Source organism: Paenibacillus sp. LjRoot56 (assembly GCF_964253335.1).
In the GTDB taxonomy this organism is placed as follows: Bacteria; Bacillota; Bacilli; order Paenibacillales; family NBRC-103111; genus Paenibacillus_E; species Paenibacillus_E allorhizoplanae.
On record NZ_CAXURV020000002.1, the window covers coordinates 894,317 to 919,406 of the forward strand.

Sequence of the window (25,090 nt, forward strand, 5' to 3'; positions counted from 1 at the left end):
CCGTAAGTCGAAAAAATCGAGTTACAGGTGACGACCGAGGCGAATGGAGCTCCATAACTCCAAAAAATCGACTTACACGCTTCACGCCAACCATCCACACATCCCACACAATAAACGTAATAAAACACATATTCACATCGATTGTTGTACAATAAAATGGAATTATGGCAAGTAAATGAACGAGGTGGCAGCATGGTTAATATTTTGGTTGTAGATGATGAGCCGATGATTTGCAAGGGTGTTGCGACGATTTTGAAGCAGTCCAAGTTGGACATTAACGAGGTTTTCATCGCGTATAACGGGTTTGAGGCGCTGGATTTTATACATTTGGAGAAAATAGATTTAGTATTTACAGATATTCAGATGGAGAAAATGAATGGCATCGAGTTGATCGAGAATATTTTCTTAGAGGATCCTTCAATCCCGATAGTGATTTTGTCGGCACATGGTGAGTTTGAGTATGCACAGAAAGCGATCCGTTTTGGAGCAAAAGAGTATTTGGTTAAGCCGATTACGCCGCCCCATCTCATTTCCGTTGTGACCAAGCTGTTGAAGGAAAAGGAAGATAAGGGTCAGCGCTTTGCGAATTGGGAAGGCTCGCGTACCCTGCCTGGCCATATGACGCATGAGACGAATTATTATTTAAATGAATTGGTGACAGGGACGATCCATGAGTCCGAGGTTCCTACAATAAAAGAAACACTGGATAATCGCATGAATGGCACGTATTTTAGCATGCTGACTATTAAATTATCATTAGAACGTGGCGGCATTCATGATCAGGAAATATCCACGTTGAAGGATCGCAGTTTGTTGAAATACGCAGCGTTGAACATCATGGAGGAAACCGCGAGTCAGTGGAGCCATCTTGTTTTTAATAATCACAACTCCACCTTCACCTTGCTGCTGCAAATAACAGAAGAGGAGAGCAGAGGCTCGATGCGTGTGAACCAGCTATTGATGGTGGCTCAAATGATCCATACAAATCTGCTGAAATATTTGAATGTGAAGAGTCAAATCGGCATCAGTCGCATCCGTGAGGGCATTACGCAGTGGCCTGTGATGTATAAAGAAGCGCTCGAAAGCTTAACTTGCTGTGAGACCAATAAGGGTCACTACATGTTCTATATTGAGGATAAAGACAGCATCAATCCGGATCCCGACTTAACCATAGCTAGTGTAGATGAGGCGAACAACCGAATCGTATATGAGACGAAAGTGTATATCGAGGGTCATTTCTGCGATAAAGGATTGAAGCTGCAAGATATCGCAGATGCGGTGCATTTAAGTCCGAATTATTTGAGTTATTTGTTCAAAAAAGTTATGGGCACGAACATCTGGGACTATGTCACGAAGCTGCGGATGGAAGAAGGGAAGCGTCTCATTCTGACGACAGATAAACGACGCTACGAGATTTCCGAGGAAATCGGTTACGAATCTCCGGAGCATTTTAGCAAAATTTTCAAAAAACATTTCGGAATTAATATCTCGGAAGTGAAACAAACAGGTGCGTAACATACGACATACTAAGCGTAATACGACACATCGCCCTTGCCTTGAACTCCCCTTATAATCAAAAATGTAGCAACTACAAGTGAATGCGATTCGAAAGGGGAACCAAACATGAGAGTAAAGAAAGCGTCTACAATGAGTGCGATTGCGTTAACGGTATTGATAGCGGGGTGCAGTTCAAGCAACGGAACATCAACAACGACAAGCCCAACTCCAGCGGCAAAAGAGTCCACACCGGCTGCTGCAACGCCAGCACCTGCTGCGAAGAAAGTAACGATTACAGCTCAAAGTTTTAAAGCCGATCAAAAAGAGAAGAATGATCAGTTAGATCAGCGTATTGCTCGATTTAAAACGAAATTCCCGAATGCTGATTTCAAAAAAGACGACTGGCAGTACAATCCGCTCGAAATCGGGATCAAAATGGCCTCGAACAGTGCACCAACGGAGTATACGACGTATGCAACAGAAGGCAAAGTGCTTGTCGATAAGAAATGGGTCGCGGACATTACCGATTCCATGAGTTCATGGGCGCATGCCAAGGATATGAATGATTTGCTTTCCAAACCTTTTGTTGTAAATGGGAAAACATACGGTGTGCCGATTGATGGTTACGTCATGACGATCACGTTAAATAAAAAGTTGTTCAAAGAGAAAGGCGTAGACCTTCCGCCAATGGATTGGACATGGGACGATCTGCTAGCCGCAGCGAGAAAAATCAATGATCCAGCGAAAGGGATTGCAGGCTTTATTCCTATGGGTAAAGGGCCGGAAGCTGGTTGGAACTGGACGAATTTCCTGTATGCTGCAGGTGGCGATGTACAGAAGCTAGATAATGGTAAAGTAGTCGGCGTGTTCAATTCGGATGCTGGTTTGCAAGCGCTTGAATTCTACAAGAAACTGAAGGATGAGAACCTGATCCCACAGAACTGGGCACTTGGTTATGGCGATGCTTTGAATGCATTTGCTCAAGGGCGTGGCGCGATGGTTATGTGTGGCAGTGGTAACGCAGCGGATACGGCGATCAACGAAGGCGGCATCAGTAAGGATGATCTCGTTGTGTATCCTATGCCTTCGTTTACGAAAGGCGGTAAGCATACAGGAGTACTTGGCGGTAACTATCGCGTAATTAATCCGAAGAGCGATAAAGACCAACAAGAAATGGCGTTCAAATGGATTACAGATGAGTACTTCACAGACGATTTCTTGAACTCTACGAAGAAAGAAATTGAAGATCGTAAAGGTAAAAATCGTGTCTACATTCCACAACCGATCAACTACTGGAAAGATTCCTCTGATTTCGGTAAGAAATATACGGATTTATTAGCGAAGTACGATAACGTGTTCAAATACGATCCGCAATTGCTTGCTCTATGGGATGGTAAGCCAGAAGCGCAATACGAAGCTCAAAAGTACTATACGGAAATGGCGAATGTCATTCAAAAAGTATTTACGACGAAAGATGTGGACTTGAAAAAAGCACTGTCTGAAGCCGCGACCAAAGTGCAAACGGAAACGTTTGACAAAGTGAAGGTCGAATAGGTAAGCCTAACTTACTTCTACCTGCGGCCGCTTAATTTGGAGTGGTCGTGGGTAGAGGTTTTCTCATTATAAGGAGTGTTTAGGATGGATGCAGAGCTGAGTTCACAACCTATCGGAGTTAGCAATGTTTCGAAGAAGAAAATGAACTGGTATTTATGGGGTACGCTGTTTATTTTACCGGAAGTCGTGTTATTCATTATCTTTCTGTGGGTGCCAATTTTCAAAGGGATTTTCTATAGCTTCTATAACGTTGATTTTGTAGATGGCAATCATTTCACTGGCTTAGCAAATTATATGAGTATTCTGAAGGATGATCTGCTTTGGATTTCAATTAAGAATACATTGATCTATATGGCTTTGGGGATTATTCTGGGCTTCTGGATCCCACCGTTAGTGGCAATCGCGGTTTCGGAGCTTCGTCGGTTTCAAGGGGCAGCACGTATCATCAGCTATTTACCTAGTGCGGTGCCCGCCATTGTTTTGTACGGCATGTGGATGTGGTTTTTTGATGCTGTAGGGCCTATTAACAGTCTGTTGCAAAAAATAGGCATAGACCAAGTTTCGTTTTTTAGTCCGAAATTGGCGATGGCTTCAATTGTTGTTCTAGAGACATGGCAAAGTTTCGGGGCAGCTACGTTAATCTATATTGCCGCGATCGTCGGGATTCCGAAGGATTTGTACGAAGCTGCTGAAATCGATGGCGCCAGTGTATGGCAGCGTGTTCGCTATATCATTTTGCCTAGCATCAAAACCTTAATGGGATTATTGTTGGTTCTCCAACTGATCACGACCTCTCAAGGCTTCCAAGCACAACTATCCATGACGGATGGCGGTCCGAATAATGCAACGCTGACGTACTTGTTATGGCTTAACCACACGGCGTTCCGTGATTTGGAATTCGGTAAAGCGAGTGCCATGGGCAGCTTGATGTTCTTTGTGCTCATTGGAATGACTATCCTTTACAACGTCATGCAGCGTAGGAGTGAGAAAGCATGAAGCAAGGCGAACGAGGATTAATTTCCCAGCATGATTTCAAAAAAGGATCAGTCAAATTCGGTTACACGATCATGGTGCTGCTTATCGTGGCGATTGCGGTTACGACGATCTATCCGTTTCTGAATACGTTTTTTGGCTCACTGAAAACGCGGGAAGAGTTTTTCACCTTTCCTCCCACTTTTTTCCCGAAACACTGGATTTGGAAAAATTATGATGATGCGTTCAACAGCTTCGATTTGCCATTGTTGACGTTTTTGAAAAATACCATATTCATTTATATGGGGAATGTTGTGTGCTCGTTGTTATTTATCGGGCTAGCCGCATATGCGTTATCTCATTTGAAAGTCCCGTTCAAGCGATGGATAACAGTTTTCTTTTTCTCTACACTGTTGATTCCGCCAGCAACGTACATCGTACCTAACTTTTTGAATTTGAAAAGCTTAGGGATGATCAATACCTACTGGGCCTTCTGGCTGCCCGCGGCGGCGAATGCCTATTTCATGCTGCTGCTCAAAAATTTCTTCGATGGCATTCACAAGGAAGTGCTGGAAGCAGCGCGTATCGACGGGGCAAGTGAATTCAAATCCTTCATTCGGATTGCAATTCCGCTGTCAATGCCAATCATTGGCACGCTGCTCATGTTGTCGTTCTCGACGACGTGGAATGATTTCTACTGGCCGAGCATTGTAATGACGGATAAAAGCATGTACCCGCTGGCCACAGGTATTTATCGTTATGTAGTGTATTCCAACTCGGTCATTCCATGGAGTGTACGCTTTGCGGTGTTGACCATGGCGATGCTGCCGCCGGTACTGTTCTTCTTGATTTTCCAGAAGTTTATGATTCGTGGCTTATCAGTATCGAGCGTGAAAGGATAGGGAGAAGCGTCCTTCAGAATGCGAATTCTGGAGGCGTTTTCTTTGTGTTTAAAGGAGTTTCTTTCCGGCATAGCGAACGTACTGATAGCCTAACCAACAGCAGTGCTGCTTCTTCTGGCAGCTTGACGGAAAGTTTTTTGAAAGGATGGTAAGAGGGATGCGTAAAATGCTGCAAAATATGAAGCTGATGAAAAAGTTGATCCTATTGCTTATCGTCTTTGTGGTAATTCCAACGCTCATGTTGGATTTGGTTGTTGCCAAGAAGTTGGAATCCATTACGGAGGAACAAGTAGGGACAGCTCTGCTCCAATTAGTCCGGGGAAGTCATTTGACACTAGACCGCGAAAGCAGCGATTTTGAAGAAAAAACGGAAAAAATTATGATTTCGCAAGAAATCCAACAATTAGTGAGCGTCCCATCATCCTCTGAATATGAACGTTTTGAAATCTTCAAAGCGTTAGATAAATATTTGAACAATTATTCTACCAATGCAGTGAGATATTCCTTGTTTTTCTCAGATAAGGATAAGTTGTATTCGTTTGTCCCTAATTCAGACCTGTTGAATAATGGCGTGTTTTATTCCACAGATATGACGGATCTTTCGTGGTATAAAGCGGTCAGCAATGCGAAAGGCAGGGGGATTATTCGTGTCATTGATAAATTCGGATATAACCCGAACAACACGCAAACGGTAGCCTATTTGAGGCAACTAAACAGTATTTATAACGGCGAAACAGTTATCGGCTACTTGGTTGTTTCCGGCATTGAAACGCCGTTACAGTTGGATTTTGTCCCTTTTGATAAGTATAAAGATGCCCAAATACTGCTGCTAGATCCCGATAATACGGTCTTGGCGACGAATACCGAAGCCTTCGGGATTGGCTCGAAGATTGGTGTGCCCGAAGGCAAGGAAGAGGGGGTTTATAAGCAGATTGAGAACGGTAATGAGATCATGTCGGTCATTCACACAAGTGAATTTACGGGGACGAAGCTGCTGATGCGTGTTCCAGTCCAGTCGATTATTATTGATCATATTAGTGTTCAACGCTTGGTCGATTGGATTATGTTGATTTATTTCTTTATTTTGATTTTGGCGAGTATGTATTTCATACAATCGATTTTGAAGCCTATTTCTCGATTGGCTCGAATCACGAATTCGTATCATCCAGGAAAAGCTTTGGGCATTACCATGCATGCGGAGAGTAAAAATGAGATCGTGCTGCTGAGCAATCATTTCATCCGAATGACCAATCGATTAAATCAGACGATTTATGATCAATATGAGCTTGAATTAAAGCACAAGGAAGTTGAATTGTCGATATTACATACACAAATCAATCCACATCTTCTCTACAACACGTTGGAGTCTGTCTACTGGCATACATTAATGGAGGGGGCAGCGGAGTCGGCGGAAATGATTAAGGATTTGTCGCTCATTATGCGAATTGGGCTAAGTAAGGGGAAGTTGCTCATTCCGGTGATGGAAGAAATCAATCATGCGGAGGCGTATGTGCGGCTCCAGCTGTTCCGATATGAGTACGCATTCAAGGCGTATTGGGAAATCGAAGAAGAGGCTAAACGTTATCTGATGCCAAAGGTGCTCCTGCAGCCGATTATTGAGAATGCCATCCTACACGGAATCAAGAATATGAGCCATGATGGGGAGCTTTGGATCAAGGTGAAGCATACGGAAGGTAAACTGATAATTAGTGTGGAGGATAACGGTTATCGCCCTGCGGATATCGGGATGTTGAATGCCATTTTGCAGGGGAAAGAGAGCAGTAAGGGATTCGGTATTATTAATGTGCAAAAGCGGATTCAGCTGCATTTCGGGGAAGGCTATGGCCTGCAGTATGCGTTACGGGAGGATCAAGGGGTACGGGCGTGGATCGAGATACCGGCGGTGTTGGATGAGACGGATTTGAAATAGGGGCAGGGGAATTGCGAATTGCAAGTACACCCCTTACATCCCGCCCTATCAGCGAGGCCGCTGCCATTTCTTGCGATAGACCAGCGGCGTGTCACCGGTACGGTCTTTGAACAGATTGATGAAGTGGCTGACGTTATCGATGCCAATCGTGGTTGCTATTTCAGATACAGGCATATCAGAGTATTTTAAGCGTTCCTTGGCATGTGTTATTCGAATGCTAATCAAGTATTCATGAGGCGAGAAACCTGTATACTGCTTAAACCGTTTGGCCATATGGTATTTGCTAACGGCATGTTCACGAGCAAGCTCGTCTAGAGAGATGGATTCCCTAAATCTGGATTCCAGGGTTTGGCATATAGCATCGATGTAATCAGGCTTGTCCGATTCGGATAAGCCTATTTGCTGCGCAGAGAGGACGATCTCTGTCAGCAGCTCAACGAGCAACTTCGATGTGAGGAACTCTGTTGATGCGTTTCGTTGTTGTTGGATCTGCAATGTTTGACGTAGCAGCTTGGATACGTGGGATTCGTTGCTTTGCTGCAAAACTGGCTCGTGTGAGGCTGCATAATGCTCATAATAGGCTGATGACGCACTCCCGTGAAAATGTACCCATAGAAGCTCAAGTGGTTCCTGGGGATGGGTTGCGTAATGATGGTAGCTATCACAATGGATGAAAAATAACTGATGAGCTTCTAAAGAATAGCTGCTATCCCGATATCTCAACTGTCCTTTACCTCGCAAAATGTAAGCAATCAAATAGGAATTAAGACCTTCACGTTCTGTGAAATAGCCTGGAAGCGTATGGAAATGACCAATTTCTTGTACGTAAAACAGGTTCGTTTTGGCAAATGTGGAAGGGCTGGCGATGAAACGAATCGAATCTTCCGACCATGCGGTAGTGAAATTTTCTTTCATGAGAGAAACGCCTCCAAGTCTGTCGCAAGATTCTATTATTATATACCAAGATTATTGGATGTCATCTTGATTGTAAGCCATTACAATAAGTTTATAAAGCTATTATTTATGGACGAATGGAGATGTTTCGATGTCAATTTACCCAGCAATTAAGGCAAGCCTCAAGCCGCGAATTGGATTATATTCTGTTGGACTCCGAGCATATTGGGAGCAGTTTCCTGGTTTAAAAGAACGCTTAGAAGAATATGGACGTTTTATTGAACACAAAATGTCAGCATGGGCAGACGTCTATTACTATGGGCTTGTTGATACGGAAGGGGAAGGGCGGAAGGCAGGCGAATGGCTGAACGAGCGACAAGTGGATCTTGTTTTCTGCCATGCAGCAACCTACTCCACAAGTTCTACCGTGCTACCGGTGCATCAAATTTGTAAAGCACCTGTTGTCTTCCTCAATTTACAGCCAACGGCGAGACTTAATTATGAGCAGTCTACGACAGGGGAATGGTTGGCGCATTGTGGAGCTTGTCCTGTGCCAGAGTTCGCAAATGTATTCAATCGAGCGGGTATCCCATTCCGAGTTGTGAATGGGATGCTGGGGCTCGACTATACGCCAGCCATTTCATTAACGAATGAAGTGACGCATGAGCGCCGTGAGGCGGTACGTGCGTGGAAGGAAATTGAAGAGTGGGTGCGGGCAGCAGGAGTACCTAGGACCTTGCAGCATAGCCGCTTCGGTTTCTTAGGCAATACCTATAGCGGGATGCTCGATATGTATAGTGATTTTACGATGGTTTCTGCGCAGACAGGTCTGCATGTGGAAGTGCTTGAAATGTGTGATCTGGATCGCATGCTGCGAGAAGTGACGGCACAGGATATGAAACGGAAGCTGGGTGAACTGCATGACATGTTCCAGATCAGCGGCGACTCCCCTTCGGATCCGATTGCGAAGAAGCCAACGGAGGAGCAGCTGGAGTGGTCTTGTCGGGTAGCTGCCGCGCAAGAGAAGCTTGTGCGGGCCTATGATTTAGACGCCTTGTCGTACTATTACCACGGTGCACCAGGTGGTGAATACGAGAAGCTGCAAGGCGGCTTCATTGTCGGTCACTCGCTGCTTACAGCGCGCGGCATTCCATGCTCGGGCGAAGGAGACCTGAAGACAGCTGTCGCGATGAAAATCAGCGATATTCTCGGCGTCGGCGGCTCCTTCTCGGAAATCGTCGTCGTGGATTATATCGACGAGACGATTCTGCTTGGCCATGACGGTCCGTTCCACATCGCGATTTCCGAAGGAAAGCCGATTTTGCGCGGCATGGGGCTGTATCACGGCAAGCAGGGCACTGGCGTGTCCGTCGAAGCCAAGGTGAAGACAGGCGCGATCACGACGCTGAACGTGACGCAGACTGGCGATGGTAAGCTAAAGCTGATCTCGAGCGAAGGCGAGTCGACGAACGGGCCAATTATGAAGATCGGCAACACGCAGACACCGGTGAAGTTCCGCGAGCACCCGGATGCGTACATGTTGCGATGGTTTGCAGAAGCGCCGACGCATCACTGTGCGATGTCCATTGGGCACAATGCATCCCAGTTTCAGAAAGTCGCGGAGCTGATGAAGGTGAAGCATGTGATTATGTAGCTGTTACGATAGCGTGAGAGTGGAGTTAGTCGATGAAACCGACTAACTTCTGCGCAACAGAGGCAAAGAGAGTGTAGTTAGTCGATGAAACCGACTAACTTCTGCGCAACAGAGGCAAAGAGAGTGTAGTTAGTCGATGAAACTGACTAACTTCTGCGCAACAGAGGCAAAGAGAGTGTAGTTAGTCGATGAAACCGACTAACTTCTGCGCAACAGAGGCAAAGAGAGTGGAGTTAGTCGATGAAAACGACTAACTGCCCCACAACAGAGGCAAAGAGAGTGAAGTTAGTCGATGAAACCGACTAACTTCAACCACCAAATAAAAAACGCAACAGTCCGAAATGGACAGTTGCGTTTTTTTGTATCCACGTACTTACCTCCGTACTTCTGCCGCGGCATTCCTTCTCATTTCAACCAGGTGACAGTGTGTGCTCCAATTAATGCGTATATCCACATTCGTGGAAGTGCTTGATTAATTTTGCGGAAAGGAAGATAGATCTTCGGATGAATCAGAAATTCCTGTCACATCAATATAATGATCGATTGAATCAAGAACCTGACTTAACGGAGATTGAGTAAATATAATGCGATCCGCGTGAATAGCGTTATAGGTGCTATCATCTTTGTTAATTTTGAATCCTCTATAATTCTCGTAAATGGTTTTCATGGCAATCTCTCCTTCGCTAGCATGTATATAATAAAATACCATCTTATGGATAAGTTTGGTAGAGGTGTAAAATAAGAGATTCTGTCACTTTATGAATGTTCATGTGAATTTCACATTAAAATCGTGAACTGGAGAAGATAATAGGTGGATATACGTGTTTTTTGCTATTCTGTTCTTTTTTATGTTACAGTTATGTGGAGGTGATTTCAAGTGTTAAAATTAAGTATTTTGGATCAATCGCAAATTGGAGAAGGTCGTAATGCCGCGCAGACGTTGGCCGAGACGACTGAACTTGCACAAGAAGCTGATCGAATTGGCTACAGCCGATTCTGGGTGTCAGAGCATCATGCTTCACAAGCCTTGGCGCATTCAAGTCCAGAGGTTCTAATCGCACATTTGGCAGCCAAAACAGAGCGCATCCGACTAGGCTCTGGCGGCATCATGATGCCGCATTATAGTGCATATAAAGTTGCCGAAAACTTCCGCTTGTTAGAGGCTCTCCACCCGGGGCGTATTGATGTTGGGCTTGGTCGTGCACCAGGCGGTATGCCGATATCCACGCGTGCACTGCAAGAGGGCAAATATACAGGTGTTGACCAATACCCGCAGCAAATCGCTGATTTGACGGGTTATTTATATGATTCACTTCCGGCGGGGCATAGGTTCGCCGCGCTGCATGCATCACCAATTATCCCGACGGCACCCGAGATTTGGCTGCTCGGATCTTCCTACGACAGTGCAAGAATTGCTGCTGATCAAGGGGCGGCTTTCGGTTTCGCGCAATTTTTTGGGAACGCGGATTGTGAGCAGGCACTGCGAATTTATCGTGAGCATTTCACACCGTCAATCCTGAATGAGAAGCCTCACTCCCTAGCAGCTGTTTTGGTCATCTGTGCAGACACGGAAGAAGAAGCAAATCAACTGGCGCTTAGCACAGACTTGTTCTTTTTGTCTTTAGGTCGCGGCATGCTGCTTCCCTCATTCCCTTCCGTGAATACGGCGCTCAATTACCCATATACGGAGAATGACTATGCCATGATTCGTAATGGTCGTCACAGACGAATTGTTGGTACGCCGAAGCAAGTGAAGGAAGAGATCTTGAAGTTGAATGAAGCTTATCAAGCGGATGAAATCATGGTCGTTTCGCCGATTCATAACATCGAAGCGCGGTTGCATTCGTATCGCTTGCTGGCGAAGGCTTTCGATTTGTAAAGATATGGGAGCTTGTGCTCCTATTGTCAGCTGCGCTCGCCAAATAAAACGGACTTCCCGTAACGAACGGAGCTCACCTAATCGAACGGGCCATGCCCCACCATCACTCGCGCCATTAACTGGAAAATGTACAGTTAATTTCACTGAATTTGCACGTAAAGGAGAAATAACTGGATTTCATGCAGCTAATTTCTGCGATTTGGTTTGATTTCAACCAATCGGTGAAGATTAGCTGTAGGTTTTCCAGTTAATCTCTTTAATCAGCGATTTAGCGTGAAATTAGCTGCATGTTTTCCATTGATTTTGCAAATCGAGTGGTAGGAGGTAGGTTGTCCGCGCATCCAACCAGCGCCAAGCTGAAAACCACATTTGCGTTTTTTGGCGACTGCCATTACACTTAAACAAAAAACGGTGGAGTGGTGGCATGAGCAAGAATCGCGTATGGAACAAGGGAAAACGGAATGGTGGAGGCGGGCCTGCACCTGGAACAAGCTACAAAGAGAAGCTTGCAGCAGAGCAACCTTTTAAAGCGGAAGTGATTGATCTTTCGAATCCAATTAATCAAGTGAAGCGCATGAGCCGTGAGAACTGGGTAGAACGTCCGACCCGACCAGCTCGCGCGCAACAGCCGAATAAGTAACTGACACGATAAAGCCTATCTAGTCTCCTTCATGGAGATGGTGAGGGCTTTTTTTATGCCAAAATTCTCGTTAGCAAGTCACTCATGCGACTTTTTTCGCCTAAAACCTCATATAAATGGAAAAAGTGCCGAAGGTGAGATGTTTAGTTGCCAAGCGGATAGGTTCGACTAAGGAGGATATGCATCATGAGAACCGTCTTAAAGCTAGAAATCGAGGAAGCGAAGGTGATGATTGCTGCTGGTATTCAAGCTGCGGAGGAGGCTCAGGCGGCAGAAACGATTTGTATTGTTGACGAAGGCGGTTATTTGTTGGCATTAGAGCGAATGAACGGTGCACGCAATACGAGCCCTGAGTTGGCAATGGCGAAAGCTTTTACGGCAAGTGGGCATAGACGTTCTACACACTTGTTTAATCAGCCTGGCGGGCCAGCGACGATCCATGGGGAAGCGTTTGGCATTCATGCCATGATGCCAGGCAAGTTTGCGATTTTCGTAGGCGGCTTTCCTATCGTGGTTAACGGTCAAGTTATTGGCGGGGTTGGCGTGAGCGGAGGGGCTGGCGAGGAGGATATTGCCGTTGGAGTGGCGACCTTGAAGGCGCTGCAGCAGCACCTAGGCGATCAATTCGAAGTGCTAACCGATGCGGATATCAAAAAGTAAGAAGCGAAGCGACCGCGTTCCAAGGTGTGGTGTAAAAAGAACCCCCCGAAACCTCTCTGTTGAGAGATGTCGGGGGGCGATTCACTATAGCAGGCTTCTCACGTACGAGAACGTTTCTTCAATCGTATGATCTTGGAGGCGCTCTAACGAAATGTCGACTCCAGGCTTATTCGAGTGAAGCTTTGCCAAGAAAGAGGCTGTCTCGAATATTCCTTTACCGGACTCAATTTCATTCTTTCGACCATTGTTCACAACATAATCTTTCAAATGAGTCAGCACAATTCGGTTGCCAAAAGTTGCGAAGGCATGATCCAAGAAAGCTTCTTGATCTCGTGGCTCAACCACAGTTGGCGGAATCAGATTAACCGGATCGAAAACAACACCTAATGTGCTGGAAGGCACTTCGGCTAAGATTTGCGCCATTTTCTCTGTGCTAGACAAAGTATGTGTGACAACCGGCTCTAATCCGATGTGAACACCCCAACGCTCGGCCTCTTCTGCTAATTCCTCAACCGTTTGCTTCAGGATGGACCATCCTTTGGCCTCATAGCCATTAGCGTCCTCCGCAAGATAGGTTGTTAGATCACCTGTTTCAGTAGCCACAATGGACGTTCCGAAATCACGGGCGTAACGCAAATGCTCTTTGAATCTATCGATTTCATAACGACGCTGCTGCGGATCGGGATGAATGGGATTGATGTAGCATCCGAGTACGCCAATCCGCACGCCTGCGCGATGAAATTGCTCGCCAATATGATTGGCGAGAGCTGGGCTTAATTTCCCAAGACTTAAATCATAATCGCTAATCGCTTTACTGAGTGCTAATTGAACGAAGTCAATCCCTCGTCCGCTTAACTTTGCGGTCAATTCCTTCAAGGGCAGATGGCCGACGGTATGAGCGAGTGTCCCGATGCCCATCTATCTGGCCATCCATCCGCCGTCCACGCAAAGCACGTGTCCGTTCATATAATCGGAAGCACCCGAAGACAAGAATACAACAGGACCTTTCAAATCTTCAGGAGAACCCCAACGACCCGCTGGAATACGCTCCGTGATAGAAGCTGTACGTTTCTCATCTTTGAGAATTGGAGCCGTGTTATTCGTCGTCATATAGCCTGGTGCGATGGCATTGATTTGGATACCTTTTCCAGCCCATTCGTTCGCTAATGCTTTCGTCACACCTGCAATCGCATGCTTACTAGCTGTGTAACCTGGCACGTTAATTCCGCCTTGATATGTCAGCATGGAAGCAATGTTCACGATTTTACCGCTGCCGCGCTCGATCATATGACGACCAATCAGCTGACATAGAAAGAATGCCGAGTTCAAGTTCAGGTCAATAACATCGTGCCAATCTTGACGCGCATGGTCAACCGCTGGAGTACGACGGATAATACCTGCGTTATTTACTAGGATATCGATGCTGCCGTAAATGCCAATCGCTCTAGCAACGACATCCTCAAGGATGTCTTCATTGCTTAGATCTGCAGCGATAAGCTCGGCTTTGCCGCCTAATGCACGGATCGCTTCAACAGTTTGAACGCTTTCAGAAGAGGAAACCGCGATGACGTTCGCGCCTGCTTCTGCAAGTCCGATCGCCATGGCTTGGCCAAGGCCGCCTGAAGCGCCTGTAACGAATGCTGTTTTTCCCGATAGATTAAAAAGTGTCATAACGTACTCCTTTTCTAAAAAAGAAATGATAGGTTTCAACCTTGCAACTTGCTCTTAATGTGTTTCAATCTGGATGCCTGTTTCACGGAACTGCTGAGCCGTTTCTTCTGTCAACCCGCTATCGGTTAGAATCATAGCCACCTCAGAAAGGGATGCGAAAGTTCGTAACGCACATTGCCCGAATTTGAAATGATCGATAACCCCATAGACGGTTGCACTGGAGCTGATTAATGCGCGTTTGTACTCGACAAGATCATTCGTATAAATCGTAAAGCCATGCTGCAGGTGCACCCCAGTGGCAGAAATAAACGATTTCTGAATGTTGAGGCCGCGTACATAGTCTACGGCTTCGGGGCCGGCAAGCATGTTGCGCAGACGATAGCCACCTGGCACGACAAGCCGAATTTCATCCTTGTGGACAAGTTCAGAAATAATGTAAAGATCGTTAGTTACAACGGTAAGCGGCTGATTATCCAGCCGCCTAGCAATTTCAAGCGTTGTCGAGCCACCATCCAGTGCGATAATATCGCGAGGTTGGATGTATCGGAGTGCGAGAGAGGCAATCTCCGATTTCTTGTCCGCATGCTTAATATTCGGTTCTTTCGCAGAGAGAATGCCTAACTGGTCACTTTGAGCTAGCATAGCACCGCCATGAATGCGGATAAGCAGCCCCTTTTCTTCCAGCTTGGCTAAATCTTCGCGAATGGTTTTTCCTGTTACTTGTAGACGTTCACTCAGCTCATTCACAGTGACTTCTTTCTGAGCGAGTAAAACTTCCATGATCGTTTCATATCTACGTAATGGATTCATCGGGATTCATCCGTTCTTCTAATGGGAGTACCGATTATTTCAAATCTTGCATAGCAACTGCGTCCATATCGTTGAACATTTGATTTTCGCCAGCCATACCCCAAATGAATGTGTAGTTGTTCGTACCAACACCGCTGTGGATGGACCAGCTTGGTGAGATGACAGCTTGCTCGTTGCGCATAACAACGTGACGAGTTTGTTGCGGCTCACCCATCATGTGGAAGACAACGGCATCTTCTGGCATGTCAAAATAGAAATAAACCTCGGAACGACGGTTGTGTGTATGAGTCGGCATTGTATTCCACATGTTGCCTGGCTTCAATAATGTCATACCCATAACAAGTTGACAGCTTTGAATACCGTCCAAGTGGATGTATTTATAAATCGTACGCTCATTGGAAGTATTGATGCTGCCCAGGTGAGCAGGTGTCGCTTCGCTAATCGCTACTTTCACAGTCGGGTACGTTGTGTGAGCTGGTGTGGAGTTGAAGTAGAACTTTGCTGGGTTCGCTGCATCATCGCTTGCGAAGGAAATTTCTTTGGAGCCAAGACCGATGTAAATGCAGTCTTTGGAATCCATTGTGTACGCTGTGCCATCAACAGTGATTGTCCCTCTAGCACCAACGTTGATAATACCGATTTCGCGGCGCTCTAAGAAGTAGTCAGCAGCCATTTCTTTCGTGTCAGCTTCTAATTTAAGCGTTTCAGTTGTAGGCAGAACACCACCGATAATAAAACGATCAACGTGGGAGTAAACTAATGTCACTTGGTTTTCTGTAAATAAGGATTGAATTTGAAATTCAGCTTGTAGACGTTCAGTATCAAATTGTTTAACTTCATTCGGGTGTGATGCGTAGCGGATATCCATGGATTAATCTCTCCTTTAGTTGGTTTATTTGTGTTGATATACGTTCATATAGGTTTAATTTACTTCATATCAACCATTTAGGCAAGGAGATCTTGTGTGCGATTTGTGGAAATTATGGGAGTTGTGAATAAAGTGAGCGGAAAGTGTACAAAACAAGCAAACGGGCACAGTTATTAGGAAGTTAATAAGGAGGAGGCATACATCGATGGACAAAAGTCACTATTTCGACCACGTTTGCAATGATACAATTCCGACACTGCCAGAAGAAGAAGATACAACTCCGACTGATATGTTAAGTGATGCCGTTGCAGAAATTATGGATAATTTAAGTCATCCATTTTCGGATGATGATTATACAGATCGAGACTAAAGGATGCAGTTGAATCCCTTCCATTGGAAGGGATTTTCTTTTTGAAGGCAGGGGAGTACAATGACCATATGAACGGATGGAAAGGAGCCCCTGATGCCACAATCGACAAGATTATTTCCGGCTTTGTTACCGAATCACCCCTGTCATCCACAGGTGGTTGCATATTATTTTAAACAATGGCAAGGCTTCCATATGCCCTTTCACCGACATGATGCGACTGAGATCATGTATACCATACATGGCTTTTGTGAGATAGAGATACAGCTTTCCCCAACACGAACTGAACGAGTTAGATTGAAAAAAGGGGAGTTCATTCTTCTCAATGCCAATATTGCTCATCGACTTATTGTTGAAGATGATGAGCCGTGTCGGATGCTTAATGTGGAATTTCGGTTTACTCCGCATCAGGGCGTGATGCCCTCTTTACAACATCTTGCAGCGGAAGAGAAACAGTTGAACTCTTTATTAGAAGTTCAGACCGCTTATTTAGTGCTGCGTGATCCAGATGAAGTATATCATGTGATGAAAAGTTTGGTGCTTGAGCTAGATAAGCCGGCTGACAAAAGCGAGTTCATGATTCAACTGTTGTTTGCGCAACTGCTGATCCGAATCGCCCGTTTACGGCGTGAATCCGCAAGCAGTAGTTTGGTACAAAGCGAATGGTATGTGAAGAAAAGCATGGATTATATGCATCAAAATTACGATCGCGAGATTCAAGTGAAAGAAATAGCAGGGGCTGTGAATTTGCATCCAGGCTACTTACAGCGCATTTTCAAAGCGGTGACTGGACAAACCTTAATGGCGTACTTAACGGATATCAGAATGGAAAAAGCACAAATGCTGCTGCTCGAGACGGACATTCCGATTGCGGATATTTCTGATTATATCGGAGTTGGCAGCCGTCAATATTTTCATCTGTTATTCAAGGCGCATACGAATTTAACACCTACAGATTATCGCAAATCGATGAATACGCACAAACATATGTATCCAGAAGGAAGTTAGGATTTTTGACAATTGAGAAGTGAAGTAGTTAGAAATTTGATATCGTTTTCTCTCTTTTGCTTGGTACAATGTGAAGCATAGACGAAGTGATAGAGAGGGCGATATATATGGCATTTAAGGTAACATTCATTGGCGCAGGCAGTATTGGTTTCACACGTGGACTATTACGAGATTTACTAGCTGTACCCGAATTTCAACATATTCAAGTGGCTTTTACAGACATTAATCCACACAATTTAGAGATGGTAACGGAGTTATGCCAACGTGATATTCATGAGAATGGCTTATCGATTCAGATTCAAGCGACGACAGATCGCAGGGAAGCGTTAGAAGGCGCCAAATACGTACTTTGTACAATTCGTGTAGGCGGTTTAGAGGCTTTTGCAACGGATGTGGACATTCCTTTGAAATATGGTGTGGATCAATGCGTAGGTGATACATTGTGTGCTGGCGGCATCATGTACGGTCAACGTGGCATTTCCGAAATGCTCCGCATATGCCAAGATATTCGCGAAGTCGCTGCGCCGGATGTTACCTTATTGAATTACGCGAACCCGATGGCTATGTTGACTTGGGCATGTAATAAGTATGGCGGCGTTCGTACGATTGGCCTTTGTCACGGTGTCCAGCATGGCCATCATCAAATCGCAGATGTTTACGGGTTAGATAAGAAAGACGTTGACATTATATGCGCAGGCATTAATCATCAAACATGGTATATCCAAGCTTCCCATGAGGGGAAGGATTTGACAGCAGGCTTATTAGAAGCATTTGAAAATCATGCCGAGTATGCACGAACAGAGAAAGTTCGCATTGATATGCTGCGCCGCTTTGGTTACTATAGCACGGAGTCCAATGGACATTTGAGTGAATATGTTCCTTGGTATCGGAAACGGGCAAGTGAAATTGGGGATTGGATTGATATGGGGTCTTGGATTAATGGTGAAACGGGCGGATACTTACGCGTGTGCACAGAGGGACGACGTTGGTTTGAGACGGATTTCCCGAACTGGATGAAGGATCCCGCATTCGTCTATGCGAGCGAGAAACGAAGTGAAGAGCATGGCTCTTACATTATTGAAGGTCTAGAAACAGGACGCGTCTATCGTGGTCATTTTAACGTGGTGAATAAAGGTGTGATCTCGAATTTACCGGATGATGCGATTATTGAAGCACCAGGCTATGTCGATCGCAACGGCATCTCGATGCCGCATGTCGGTGAGCTGCCATTGGGCCCAGCGGCGGTATGTAATGTCAGTATCTCCGTTCAGCGCTTAGCTGTAGAAGCAGCAGTACATGGAGATGATAAGCTGCTGCGTCAAGCGTTTATGATGGATCCTCTCGTTGGAGCTGTTTGCAATCCGAAGGAAATTTGGCAAATGGTAGATGAAATGTTGGTCGCACAAGAGGCATGGCTGCCGCAATATGGTGCGGCAATTGCTGAAGCCAAACAGCGTCTTGCAGCAGGGAACCTCATTCCGACGCGTGACTATGAAGGGGCTGCTCGTGTGAAGGTGAAAACGGTCGCTGATATGCAGCAGGATCGTGAGGCCGCCAACAAGAACGCAGGGGAAGCTGACAAAGGGAAGGATCGCGCGACGACAACGGCGTGAGGTTCGTTTCTTTTCAAGTATGTTCATTTGGGTTCTTTTCGGGTATAATTAGTGAGTAAGTGAAGGGCCGCTTGCGGTCCTTCTTTTTCATTTCAGGATGGAAGCGTTTTATAACGAAAGGGGAAAGTCGGATGTCTAATATTGGCGTATGGGAAGCTGCAGAACCAGGCGTGACTCGTTGTATTTTGAAAGCAGAGGTAGGTTTAATGATGATGGAGGTTCACTTCGAACCTGGGGCGATTGGCTATCAGCATAGTCATGTTCACGAACAAATGTCATATTGCTTGAAAGGCAAAATCGAATTCACAATCGATGGTGTTGTTACGGTTATTGAACAAGGCCAAACGATTTATATACCAAGTGGAGCTAAACATGGTGTTACCGCACTGGAAGATTCAGCACTCTTAGATGTATTTACACCAATTCGAGAAGATTTGGTGAAAAGATAACCAGTTGCTCCCGCAACTGGTTTTACTTTGAGTGCGATAATTGAATGCGTTTACATTTGTTGAGTGGAGGCAGACTATGCGAAAAAGGGGACGTAAAGCGTGGAATTGGTTTCACCGCAGCTTATTTTTACGTGATCGTCCACTGACTGTTAAATTGCTCGTGTATTCAGCCATGCTAGTTGTGATTCCGCTATGTGTTGTTGGATTCATCTCCTATCAGAAATCGTCCGAGGTGCTTCGGGAAGAAGCGAATCTAAGTAATGAACAAATTATTGAGCAGGTTAAGCTCCATATCGAGTACTACATACGCGATTTCGAAATTGACTCGATCCGCATGCAAAATCACCCAGCCATGCAGCAATTCCTACGGATGATGAGTGAGCAAGAAGTGAAGGAATCCGGCATACGCGAACCCTTGCTGCAATTATTTCACGATACCGCGTACTCTCGATCGGATATTTCACGCATCCTGCTAGTTATGGAGGATAAAGCGGTTCTGGATACAAGCTTCAACAAGAACGTAACTCCAGCCATTGAATTAATTCAAGAACCGTGGTTTTCAAGTGTTCCTAACAATAGTGATATTCGACTTATTATTCGTCCGCCCTCACCACGCTATGAGCTCGAATATGTGCCTGTGCTCTCCATTGTGAAGAGGCTAGTGAGTCCGAATACATTGGAACCGGTTGCAACCTTGATCATGGAAGTGAATTTCAAACGTATTCAAGAAATTGCTGATCGCGTAACGATTGGACGCACGGGATATCTCTCGATCATCGACTCCGCGGGTCACTATATATTTTCCCCAGCCAATGAGGAGATTGGTCAGTTGTCTGAGCTTGAGCAATTACCGATGATTCTCACGCAAGATAGCGGCTCTTACCAAGCATCAACAGGCGATAAACCGTTCTATACGTGGAGTAAATCGTCCTATCTGAATTGGCGATTAGTCACAATGATTCCGGAATCCGAATTGACGCATGGTACGCAGTATATTAGGCAAACCATTTGGTGGACTGTTGTCTTTACGCTGCTTATCGCCTATTTAATCGGCATTGGTTTCGCGACAAGCATTGTTCGACCGATACGATCACTTCAGTTTTTTATGAAAAGAGTGAAAGCAGGGGATTTCCAGTCTCGTGTAGATATTGAGTCCAAAGATGAGATTGGTCAGTTAACCAATGATTTTAATAAAATGGTTGAGAAGCTGCAAGTGCTTTTAGATGAAATTTACTATTCAGAGCTGCGCGAGAAAGATCTTCAGCTTCGCCAGAAAGAGACGGAACTGAAAGTGCTGCAATCCCAAGTGAACCCGCACTTTTTGATGAATGCGTTAGAAACGGTCCGAGGTATGGCATTGGAAAAGGATATGACGGATATTTCTGTATTGGTTGCTTCATTGGCTCGATTACTTCGTTACAATTTGAATCATGCAGGCGCAACGATTTCCGTGCAACAAGAAGTTCATATCTGTGACATGTATTTGCGGATTCAGCAATATAGGTTCCAAGAGAGACTGACGTATTCGTTTCAGATTCCATCATGGGCAGAGACGCAGTTGATAGCCAAGTTTGCTCTTCAGCCACTTGTTGAGAATTGTGTCATTCATGGCTTAGAGACGAGTGCGATGCCCGTGCATATTGATATTTCTGCAAAACGTTATGACGAGAAGCATTTTGTAATAGAAATAAAAGATACTGGAACCGGAATACCTGTTGATAGATTGAGGTCCTTACAGCTCGATTTACGTCAAAAGGATATGGTGACTGCTGTCTCACAGATTGGCATAGTCAATGTACATCGGCGAATTTCGTACTTATTTGAGGAGGATTCTGGCCTTGAACTGGAAAGTAGCGTTGGTGCTGGAACCATAGTTAGGATTAAGCTGCCACTGAAGCTACAAGGAGAGGGAGGGGCTAGTTGTGTATAAAATCATACTAGTGGATGATGAGAAATGGGTCCGTGTTGTGTTGCGGAAAGCTGTTGAGCAGACCAAGCTGCCTGTAGCTATTATGCAGGAATGTGGAAATGGGTTAGAGGCACTCGACGCGCTTCAGCATCATCAAGCAGATCTCGTGATATCTGATATTAAGATGCCCGTTATGGATGGAATTGGATTAGCCGAGCAACTGGCACTTAAATCAGTGAATGTCATTTTAGTCAGTGGGTATGATGATTTTCAACTAGCACAGAAAGCCATTCGGCATGGCGTGAAGGATTTTTTGTTAAAGCCTGTTGAAACGGAAGCCATGGCGGATTGTTTGCGCAGATGGATTCAAGAACGTGAGTCGCGGGAAGAGGCCTTACGTACTGATATTTCAGTAATAAATTCAGATGAACTATCCGCTATTGCACGCGTTCAGCAATTCGTTATGGCGAATGTGCATAAAGAGATTTCTTTGACTGATGCGGCGACATTGGTACATCTCAATCCAAGTTATTTAAGCCAGCTTTTTAAGCAGCAAACCGGGGGTAAGTTCGTTGATTTCGTCATTGAAATGCGAATGGATGAGGCGAAGCGACTGCTTGTAAAAACATCCCTGCGTGTTTCGGAAATCGCGGAAAGACTTGGATATGCGGATATTTCTTACTTCAGTACTACGTTTAAGAAGATCACCACGTACTCCCCGCTAGAATATCGCAAAAGTGGCGGAATGCCAAAAGAAAAAGGACACATGTGAGGCGCCTTTCACCTCCATGTATCCTTTTTTCAATTCAGGCTTACTTTTTCGCTTTCTCAATCGCTTCCAGGGTTTCTTTATATTCACTGCGATATTTCTCGATTACAGGCTTCACAGCATCTTGCCAAGGCTTAAGGTCGGAAACATCTGTTATCGTGACGCCAGCTGCCTTTACTTTAGCTTCTGAATCCTTCTCGAATTTATCCCATTCGGCTTTTTGTGTTTTGACGGACTCCTGAGCTGCTTTCTTAATTAAATCCTTATCTTCGTTTGAAAGCTTATCCCAAGCTACTTTGGAAATCAGCAAAACTTCAGGTACACGTTGATGTTGGTCTAGAATGAGATTCTTGGCTTGTTGGAAATGATTAGAAGAGAAATAGCTTGGATAGTTGTTCTCTGCGGCATCAATGATTCCGGTCTGTAATGCATTGAAGACATCACCGTAGGGCATGGGGGTTGCATTTGCGCCAAGTGCAGCCATGAGATCGATATTGACTTTATTTTGAATAACACGTATTTTGAGTCCCTTAAGATCGGCTAAAGTTTTTATCGGTTTCTTTGAGTAGAAATGTCGTGCACCAGAGCTATAGTAGGCAAGCCCCTTCATGCGGGAGGTCTCCAGGCTATCCAGAAGCTTCGTCCCTTGCTCACTCTCTAGAAACTTCCATTGATGAGCGTCATTGTCGAAAATATAAGGCAAGCTGAACACTTCATATTGCTTGTTGAATCCGCCTAGAGCACCTGTGCTGACGCGGGTAAATTCGATGGCACCGAGCTGGACTTGCTCGATAACAGCCTTCTCTTCACCTAACTGGGATGCGGGGAATACATCAATTTTGATACGACCATCTGATGCTTGATTGACCAACTCAGCGAATTTCTTATCGCCAATTGTTGTCGGGTAATCAGCCGGGTGCGTTTCAGCTAAACGGAAATTTAATTTAGGTCCATCACTTTTTTTCGTTGCTGAAGCGGGTGTAGTTGTTCCGGGTGCTGAAGTTGAGCTGTTGGTAGGCGTGCTGCCGCAAGCTGAAAGTAACAAACTTGTACCAATGACTGTGCTTAGGATGGAGAAATATTTTTTATTTATATGCATGTCGATTATCACCCTTTGTCCGAAAGTTTGGTAGATCTTTTAACTATTTGAGAAGATTAGGCAGCCACATGACGAGGCCTGGAATATAGGTCAGGATCATAAGGACGATACACATGACATAGAAGAATGGCATCATCGCCTTCGTACCTTCAGAAATCGAAATATTGCCTATCGCGGATCCAACAAACAAGACGGTCCCGACAGGCGGGGTCAGTAGTCCAATGCCTAAGTTTAACATCATAATGATGCCGAAGTGAACAGGATCCATGCCAAGGGTCGTTACGACGGGCAATAAGATTGGCGTCATAATTAAGATTAGCGGTGCCATATCCATAGGTGCGCCTAGTACTAACAAAAGTACATTGATAATTAACAAAATAATAATGGGATTGTCGGTAACCCCTAACATCCAGTCCGTTAACATGCCAGGAACCTTGAGGAAGGCAAGCACATAGCTGAAGGTAGCCGAGGCTGCAATTAAGAATAGGACCATGGATACGGTTCGAAAGGTACGCTTCAGTATGATCCACATACGGCTGATTGGAATATCCCGATAGACGAGAAACGTAAGGATGAAAGCATATAAACAAGCGAGCGCGCCGCTTTCCGTTGCTGTAAACCATCCAGTGAATATGCCGCCCAAAATAATGACCGCAGTCAGAAGTGACAGAAGCCCGTCACGAACGATTTTTGGAATTTCACGTAACGGAACCGTTTCACTCTTGGTATAACCGCGTTTAATCGCAATGATATAGCTTGTAACCATGAGGGATACACAGAGAATTAGACCAGGGATTATGCCTGCGAGGAACAAAGAAGCAATGGAGATGCCGCCGCCTGCTGCAAGGGAATAAAGGACAAGGTTGTGACTCGGTGGAACAACAACGCCTTGAATGGCGGCAGAAACTGTGACGCCTACGGCGTAGTCCGTGTCATATCCTTTCTTTTTCATCATGGGAATCATGACAGAGCCAATAGAAGAAACATCGGCTATCGCGGAGCCTGAGATATTACCGAAAAACATACATGCCACACAGTTCACCATGGCAAGTCCACCGCGAATCCCACCAACAAGAACCTGAGCGAGATTGATAAGTCGAAGAGCCATTTGTCCTTCACTCATGATCTGGCCAGCAAGGATGAAGAAGGGGATCGTCAGCAAGGAGTAAGAATTCATGCCTTGAATCATGGTTTGGCCAACGGTTGCAAGTGGAACCTTCAAGTAAACAAGGGTAAGCAGTGATGAGCCTGCCAACGCTAAGGAGATCGGAAAACGCAGGACGATCAGACCAACGAAGGTGACACATAAGATGAGAATGGCAATGGTCGAGTCCATTAGTGGTTGCCTCCTTCCTTTATATTGACATGCCGTTTCGTTTCAATCCCAAATAGCTGCAAAAGTGCATAAGCACAAGTCATGACGCCAGTAATCGGCATAATGACATACAACGTACTGTTGGGAAGACCTGTTGCTGGCAGTTCAGATTCGTGCATCATGACAGTGAAATCCCAGCCGTATAGCACGAGATAGATACCAAATGCGAGAATCGTGATTTCAATGAGCTTATCAAGCGCTTTATTGAATGAAGCCGGAAGCTTGTGTGTGAAGGAATCAATGCCAAGATGAAGCTTCTCTCGAAAACCAATCGCGATTCCCATGAATGAAAACCAGACAAGCAGTAACATCGTGACTTCTTCGGACCAGAAAAAAACGAAATTGAATAACTTACGCGTCATGACCTGAGCGGTCACGATGATAATCATACTCAGTAAACCGATAAGAGATGCCGACTCAATAAAGGTATCGATACCAAGAGCTATTTTTCGGAACAATCGCATCGTGAAATGGACCTCCTTTCTCTATTTGTAAGTGCTTCCATTTGCGATGTCTTTAGTATAGCGGTCGGTTTATTGGGCAGGTACGCCATAGTTTTTAGTTTTTTTT

Annotated in this window: 24 protein-coding genes; 15 read left to right on the forward strand and 9 right to left on the reverse strand. The window is 45.2% G+C overall.

Annotation, left to right across the window (positions count from 1 at the left end):
* Window positions 1-192: 192 nt before the first annotated feature.
* The 5 genes from ACSQ8O_RS16320 (at window position 193) to ACSQ8O_RS16340 (ending at window position 6,855) form a co-directional block, all read left to right on the forward strand.
* Window positions 193-1,515 carry a response regulator gene (locus ACSQ8O_RS16320; protein ID WP_436242563.1) on the forward strand — a complete coding sequence of 441 codons (1,323 nt, stop codon included), beginning with the start codon at window positions 193-195 and terminating at the stop codon, window positions 1,513-1,515.
* Between the two features lie 108 nt (window positions 1,516-1,623).
* Complete coding sequence (locus ACSQ8O_RS16325) at window positions 1,624-3,051, forward strand: ABC transporter substrate-binding protein (RefSeq protein WP_436242564.1); 1,428 nt, start codon at window positions 1,624-1,626, stop codon at window positions 3,049-3,051.
* Window positions 3,052-3,135: 84 nt separating this feature from the next.
* Window positions 3,136-4,047, forward strand: coding sequence for a carbohydrate ABC transporter permease (locus ACSQ8O_RS16330; RefSeq protein ID WP_436242565.1), 912 nt, complete (start codon window positions 3,136-3,138; stop codon window positions 4,045-4,047).
* Window positions 4,044-4,925 carry a carbohydrate ABC transporter permease gene (locus tag ACSQ8O_RS16335; protein WP_436242566.1) on the forward strand — a complete coding sequence of 294 codons (882 nt, stop codon included), beginning with the start codon at window positions 4,044-4,046 and terminating at the stop codon, window positions 4,923-4,925. The genes ACSQ8O_RS16330 and ACSQ8O_RS16335 overlap by 4 nt, the downstream gene beginning before the upstream one ends.
* 157 nt (window positions 4,926-5,082) lie before the next feature.
* Window positions 5,083-6,855, forward strand: a complete 1,773-nt coding sequence (locus ACSQ8O_RS16340) for a histidine kinase (RefSeq protein ID WP_436242567.1) — start codon at window positions 5,083-5,085, stop codon at window positions 6,853-6,855.
* 48 nt (window positions 6,856-6,903) lie between these two features.
* Here ACSQ8O_RS16340 and ACSQ8O_RS16345 read toward each other — a convergent pair whose 3' ends face one another.
* Window positions 6,904-7,770 carry a helix-turn-helix domain-containing protein gene (locus ACSQ8O_RS16345; protein WP_436242568.1) on the reverse strand — a complete coding sequence of 289 codons (867 nt, stop codon included), beginning with the start codon at window positions 7,768-7,770 and terminating at the stop codon, window positions 6,904-6,906.
* A 130-nt stretch (window positions 7,771-7,900) separates the two neighbouring features.
* Here ACSQ8O_RS16345 and ACSQ8O_RS16350 point away from each other — a divergent pair, with 130 nt between their 5' ends.
* Window positions 7,901-9,403 (forward strand): hypothetical protein, encoded by a 1,503-nt coding sequence (locus ACSQ8O_RS16350; protein WP_436242569.1) that lies wholly within the window; start codon window positions 7,901-7,903, stop codon window positions 9,401-9,403.
* Window positions 9,404-9,875: 472 nt separating this feature from the next.
* Here the strand turns inward: ACSQ8O_RS16350 and ACSQ8O_RS16355 are convergent, their stop codons facing one another.
* The gene (locus tag ACSQ8O_RS16355; protein WP_236291049.1) at window positions 9,876-10,070 is read right to left on the reverse strand and encodes a hypothetical protein; all 195 of its coding nucleotides are present in this window, start codon (window positions 10,068-10,070) and stop codon (window positions 9,876-9,878) included.
* A gap of 210 nt (window positions 10,071-10,280) precedes the next feature.
* Between ACSQ8O_RS16355 and ACSQ8O_RS16360 the strand changes: the two genes are divergently transcribed.
* From ACSQ8O_RS16360 to ACSQ8O_RS16370, 3 genes are all read left to right on the forward strand, one after another.
* Complete coding sequence (locus tag ACSQ8O_RS16360; RefSeq protein ID WP_236291048.1) at window positions 10,281-11,282, forward strand: LLM class flavin-dependent oxidoreductase; 1,002 nt, start codon at window positions 10,281-10,283, stop codon at window positions 11,280-11,282.
* Window positions 11,283-11,706: 424 nt separating this feature from the next.
* Window positions 11,707-11,922, forward strand: coding sequence for a hypothetical protein (locus tag ACSQ8O_RS16365; protein WP_171635149.1), 216 nt, complete (start codon window positions 11,707-11,709; stop codon window positions 11,920-11,922).
* Window positions 11,923-12,108: 186 nt separating this feature from the next.
* Window positions 12,109-12,582: a GlcG/HbpS family heme-binding protein gene (locus tag ACSQ8O_RS16370; RefSeq protein ID WP_236291047.1), complete on the forward strand. Its 474-nt coding sequence runs from the start codon at window positions 12,109-12,111 to the stop codon at window positions 12,580-12,582.
* Window positions 12,583-12,666: 84 nt separating this feature from the next.
* Here ACSQ8O_RS16370 and ACSQ8O_RS16375 read toward each other — a convergent pair whose 3' ends face one another.
* From ACSQ8O_RS16375 to kduI, 4 genes are read right to left on the reverse strand one after another with little or no spacing between them, the layout of a single operon-like run.
* Complete coding sequence (locus ACSQ8O_RS16375; protein ID WP_436242570.1) at window positions 12,667-13,500, reverse strand: sugar phosphate isomerase/epimerase family protein; 834 nt, start codon at window positions 13,498-13,500, stop codon at window positions 12,667-12,669.
* Entirely contained in the window at window positions 13,501-14,253 is a 753-nt protein-coding gene (gene kduD, locus ACSQ8O_RS16380; RefSeq protein ID WP_276574892.1) for a 2-dehydro-3-deoxy-D-gluconate 5-dehydrogenase KduD, read from the reverse strand.
* A gap of 54 nt (window positions 14,254-14,307) precedes the next feature.
* The gene (locus tag ACSQ8O_RS16385; protein WP_436242571.1) at window positions 14,308-15,063 is read right to left on the reverse strand and encodes a DeoR/GlpR family DNA-binding transcription regulator; all 756 of its coding nucleotides are present in this window, start codon (window positions 15,061-15,063) and stop codon (window positions 14,308-14,310) included.
* 34 nt (window positions 15,064-15,097) lie between these two features.
* Window positions 15,098-15,931, reverse strand: coding sequence for a 5-dehydro-4-deoxy-D-glucuronate isomerase (gene kduI / locus ACSQ8O_RS16390; RefSeq protein WP_056609867.1), 834 nt, complete (start codon window positions 15,929-15,931; stop codon window positions 15,098-15,100).
* A 205-nt stretch (window positions 15,932-16,136) separates the two neighbouring features.
* Between kduI and ACSQ8O_RS16395 the strand changes: the two genes are divergently transcribed.
* The 6 genes from ACSQ8O_RS16395 to ACSQ8O_RS16420 all read left to right on the forward strand — a co-directional run bounded on the left by ACSQ8O_RS16395 (window position 16,137) and on the right by ACSQ8O_RS16420 (window position 22,049).
* Window positions 16,137-16,301, forward strand: a complete 165-nt coding sequence (locus ACSQ8O_RS16395; RefSeq protein ID WP_157256813.1) for a hypothetical protein — start codon at window positions 16,137-16,139, stop codon at window positions 16,299-16,301.
* 93 nt (window positions 16,302-16,394) lie between these two features.
* A complete protein-coding gene (locus ACSQ8O_RS16400; protein ID WP_436242572.1) occupies window positions 16,395-17,306 on the forward strand; it encodes an AraC family transcriptional regulator in 912 nt (303 codons plus the stop codon).
* 107 nt (window positions 17,307-17,413) lie between these two features.
* Window positions 17,414-18,919 carry an alpha-glucosidase/alpha-galactosidase gene (locus ACSQ8O_RS16405; protein WP_436242573.1) on the forward strand — a complete coding sequence of 502 codons (1,506 nt, stop codon included), beginning with the start codon at window positions 17,414-17,416 and terminating at the stop codon, window positions 18,917-18,919.
* A gap of 131 nt (window positions 18,920-19,050) precedes the next feature.
* On the forward strand, window positions 19,051-19,368 hold the full coding sequence (locus tag ACSQ8O_RS16410; protein WP_057314467.1) for a cupin domain-containing protein: 318 nt from the start codon (window positions 19,051-19,053) through the stop codon (window positions 19,366-19,368).
* Window positions 19,369-19,444: 76 nt separating this feature from the next.
* The gene (locus ACSQ8O_RS16415) at window positions 19,445-21,298 is read left to right on the forward strand and encodes a sensor histidine kinase (protein WP_436242574.1); all 1,854 of its coding nucleotides are present in this window, start codon (window positions 19,445-19,447) and stop codon (window positions 21,296-21,298) included.
* Window positions 21,291-22,049 (forward strand): response regulator transcription factor, encoded by a 759-nt coding sequence (locus ACSQ8O_RS16420; RefSeq protein WP_436242575.1) that lies wholly within the window; start codon window positions 21,291-21,293, stop codon window positions 22,047-22,049. The genes ACSQ8O_RS16415 and ACSQ8O_RS16420 overlap by 8 nt, the downstream gene beginning before the upstream one ends.
* Before the next feature lie 40 nt (window positions 22,050-22,089).
* Here ACSQ8O_RS16420 and ACSQ8O_RS16425 read toward each other — a convergent pair whose 3' ends face one another.
* Genes ACSQ8O_RS16425 through ACSQ8O_RS16435 form a run of 3 tightly spaced genes read right to left on the reverse strand, consistent with a single transcriptional unit; the run spans window position 22,090 to window position 24,984 of the window.
* The gene (locus ACSQ8O_RS16425) at window positions 22,090-23,145 is read right to left on the reverse strand and encodes a TRAP transporter substrate-binding protein (RefSeq protein ID WP_436242576.1); all 1,056 of its coding nucleotides are present in this window, start codon (window positions 23,143-23,145) and stop codon (window positions 22,090-22,092) included.
* Between the two features lie 43 nt (window positions 23,146-23,188).
* Window positions 23,189-24,481, reverse strand: coding sequence for a TRAP transporter large permease (locus tag ACSQ8O_RS16430; RefSeq protein WP_436242577.1), 1,293 nt, complete (start codon window positions 24,479-24,481; stop codon window positions 23,189-23,191).
* On the reverse strand, window positions 24,481-24,984 hold the full coding sequence (locus tag ACSQ8O_RS16435; RefSeq protein ID WP_436242578.1) for a TRAP transporter small permease: 504 nt from the start codon (window positions 24,982-24,984) through the stop codon (window positions 24,481-24,483). Before ACSQ8O_RS16435 ends, ACSQ8O_RS16430 begins: the two co-directional genes overlap by 1 nt.
* Between the last annotated feature and the right edge of the window lie 106 nt (window positions 24,985-25,090).

What these genes read in the sequence shown, in the direction of transcription:
- ACSQ8O_RS16320 (WP_436242563.1), top strand. Translation starts at nt 193, where the DNA reads ATGGTTAATATTTTGGTTGTAGATGATGAGCCGATGATTTGCAAGGGT.
- ACSQ8O_RS16325 (WP_436242564.1), top strand. Translation starts at nt 1,624, where the DNA reads ATGAGAGTAAAGAAAGCGTCTACAATGAGTGCGATTGCGTTAACGGTA.
- ACSQ8O_RS16330 (WP_436242565.1), top strand. Translation starts at nt 3,136, where the DNA reads ATGGATGCAGAGCTGAGTTCACAACCTATCGGAGTTAGCAATGTTTCG.
- ACSQ8O_RS16335 (WP_436242566.1), top strand. Translation starts at nt 4,044, where the DNA reads ATGAAGCAAGGCGAACGAGGATTAATTTCCCAGCATGATTTCAAAAAA.
- ACSQ8O_RS16340 (WP_436242567.1), top strand. Translation starts at nt 5,083, where the DNA reads ATGCGTAAAATGCTGCAAAATATGAAGCTGATGAAAAAGTTGATCCTA.
- ACSQ8O_RS16345 (WP_436242568.1), bottom strand. Translation starts at nt 7,770, where the DNA reads ATGAAAGAAAATTTCACTACCGCATGGTCGGAAGATTCGATTCGTTTC.
- ACSQ8O_RS16350 (WP_436242569.1), top strand. Translation starts at nt 7,901, where the DNA reads ATGTCAATTTACCCAGCAATTAAGGCAAGCCTCAAGCCGCGAATTGGA.
- ACSQ8O_RS16355 (WP_236291049.1), bottom strand. Translation starts at nt 10,070, where the DNA reads ATGAAAACCATTTACGAGAATTATAGAGGATTCAAAATTAACAAAGAT.
- ACSQ8O_RS16365 (WP_171635149.1), top strand. Translation starts at nt 11,707, where the DNA reads ATGAGCAAGAATCGCGTATGGAACAAGGGAAAACGGAATGGTGGAGGC.
- ACSQ8O_RS16370 (WP_236291047.1), top strand. Translation starts at nt 12,109, where the DNA reads ATGAGAACCGTCTTAAAGCTAGAAATCGAGGAAGCGAAGGTGATGATT.
- ACSQ8O_RS16375 (WP_436242570.1), bottom strand. Translation starts at nt 13,500, where the DNA reads ATGGGCATCGGGACACTCGCTCATACCGTCGGCCATCTGCCCTTGAAG.
- kduD (WP_276574892.1), bottom strand. Translation starts at nt 14,253, where the DNA reads ATGACACTTTTTAATCTATCGGGAAAAACAGCATTCGTTACAGGCGCT.
- ACSQ8O_RS16385 (WP_436242571.1), bottom strand. Translation starts at nt 15,063, where the DNA reads ATGAATCCATTACGTAGATATGAAACGATCATGGAAGTTTTACTCGCT.
- kduI (WP_056609867.1), bottom strand. Translation starts at nt 15,931, where the DNA reads ATGGATATCCGCTACGCATCACACCCGAATGAAGTTAAACAATTTGAT.
- ACSQ8O_RS16395 (WP_157256813.1), top strand. Translation starts at nt 16,137, where the DNA reads ATGGACAAAAGTCACTATTTCGACCACGTTTGCAATGATACAATTCCG.
- ACSQ8O_RS16400 (WP_436242572.1), top strand. Translation starts at nt 16,395, where the DNA reads ATGCCACAATCGACAAGATTATTTCCGGCTTTGTTACCGAATCACCCC.
- ACSQ8O_RS16405 (WP_436242573.1), top strand. Translation starts at nt 17,414, where the DNA reads ATGGCATTTAAGGTAACATTCATTGGCGCAGGCAGTATTGGTTTCACA.
- ACSQ8O_RS16410 (WP_057314467.1), top strand. Translation starts at nt 19,051, where the DNA reads ATGTCTAATATTGGCGTATGGGAAGCTGCAGAACCAGGCGTGACTCGT.
- ACSQ8O_RS16415 (WP_436242574.1), top strand. Translation starts at nt 19,445, where the DNA reads ATGCGAAAAAGGGGACGTAAAGCGTGGAATTGGTTTCACCGCAGCTTA.
- ACSQ8O_RS16425 (WP_436242576.1), bottom strand. Translation starts at nt 23,145, where the DNA reads ATGCATATAAATAAAAAATATTTCTCCATCCTAAGCACAGTCATTGGT.
- ACSQ8O_RS16430 (WP_436242577.1), bottom strand. Translation starts at nt 24,481, where the DNA reads ATGGACTCGACCATTGCCATTCTCATCTTATGTGTCACCTTCGTTGGT.
- ACSQ8O_RS16435 (WP_436242578.1), bottom strand. Translation starts at nt 24,984, where the DNA reads ATGCGATTGTTCCGAAAAATAGCTCTTGGTATCGATACCTTTATTGAG.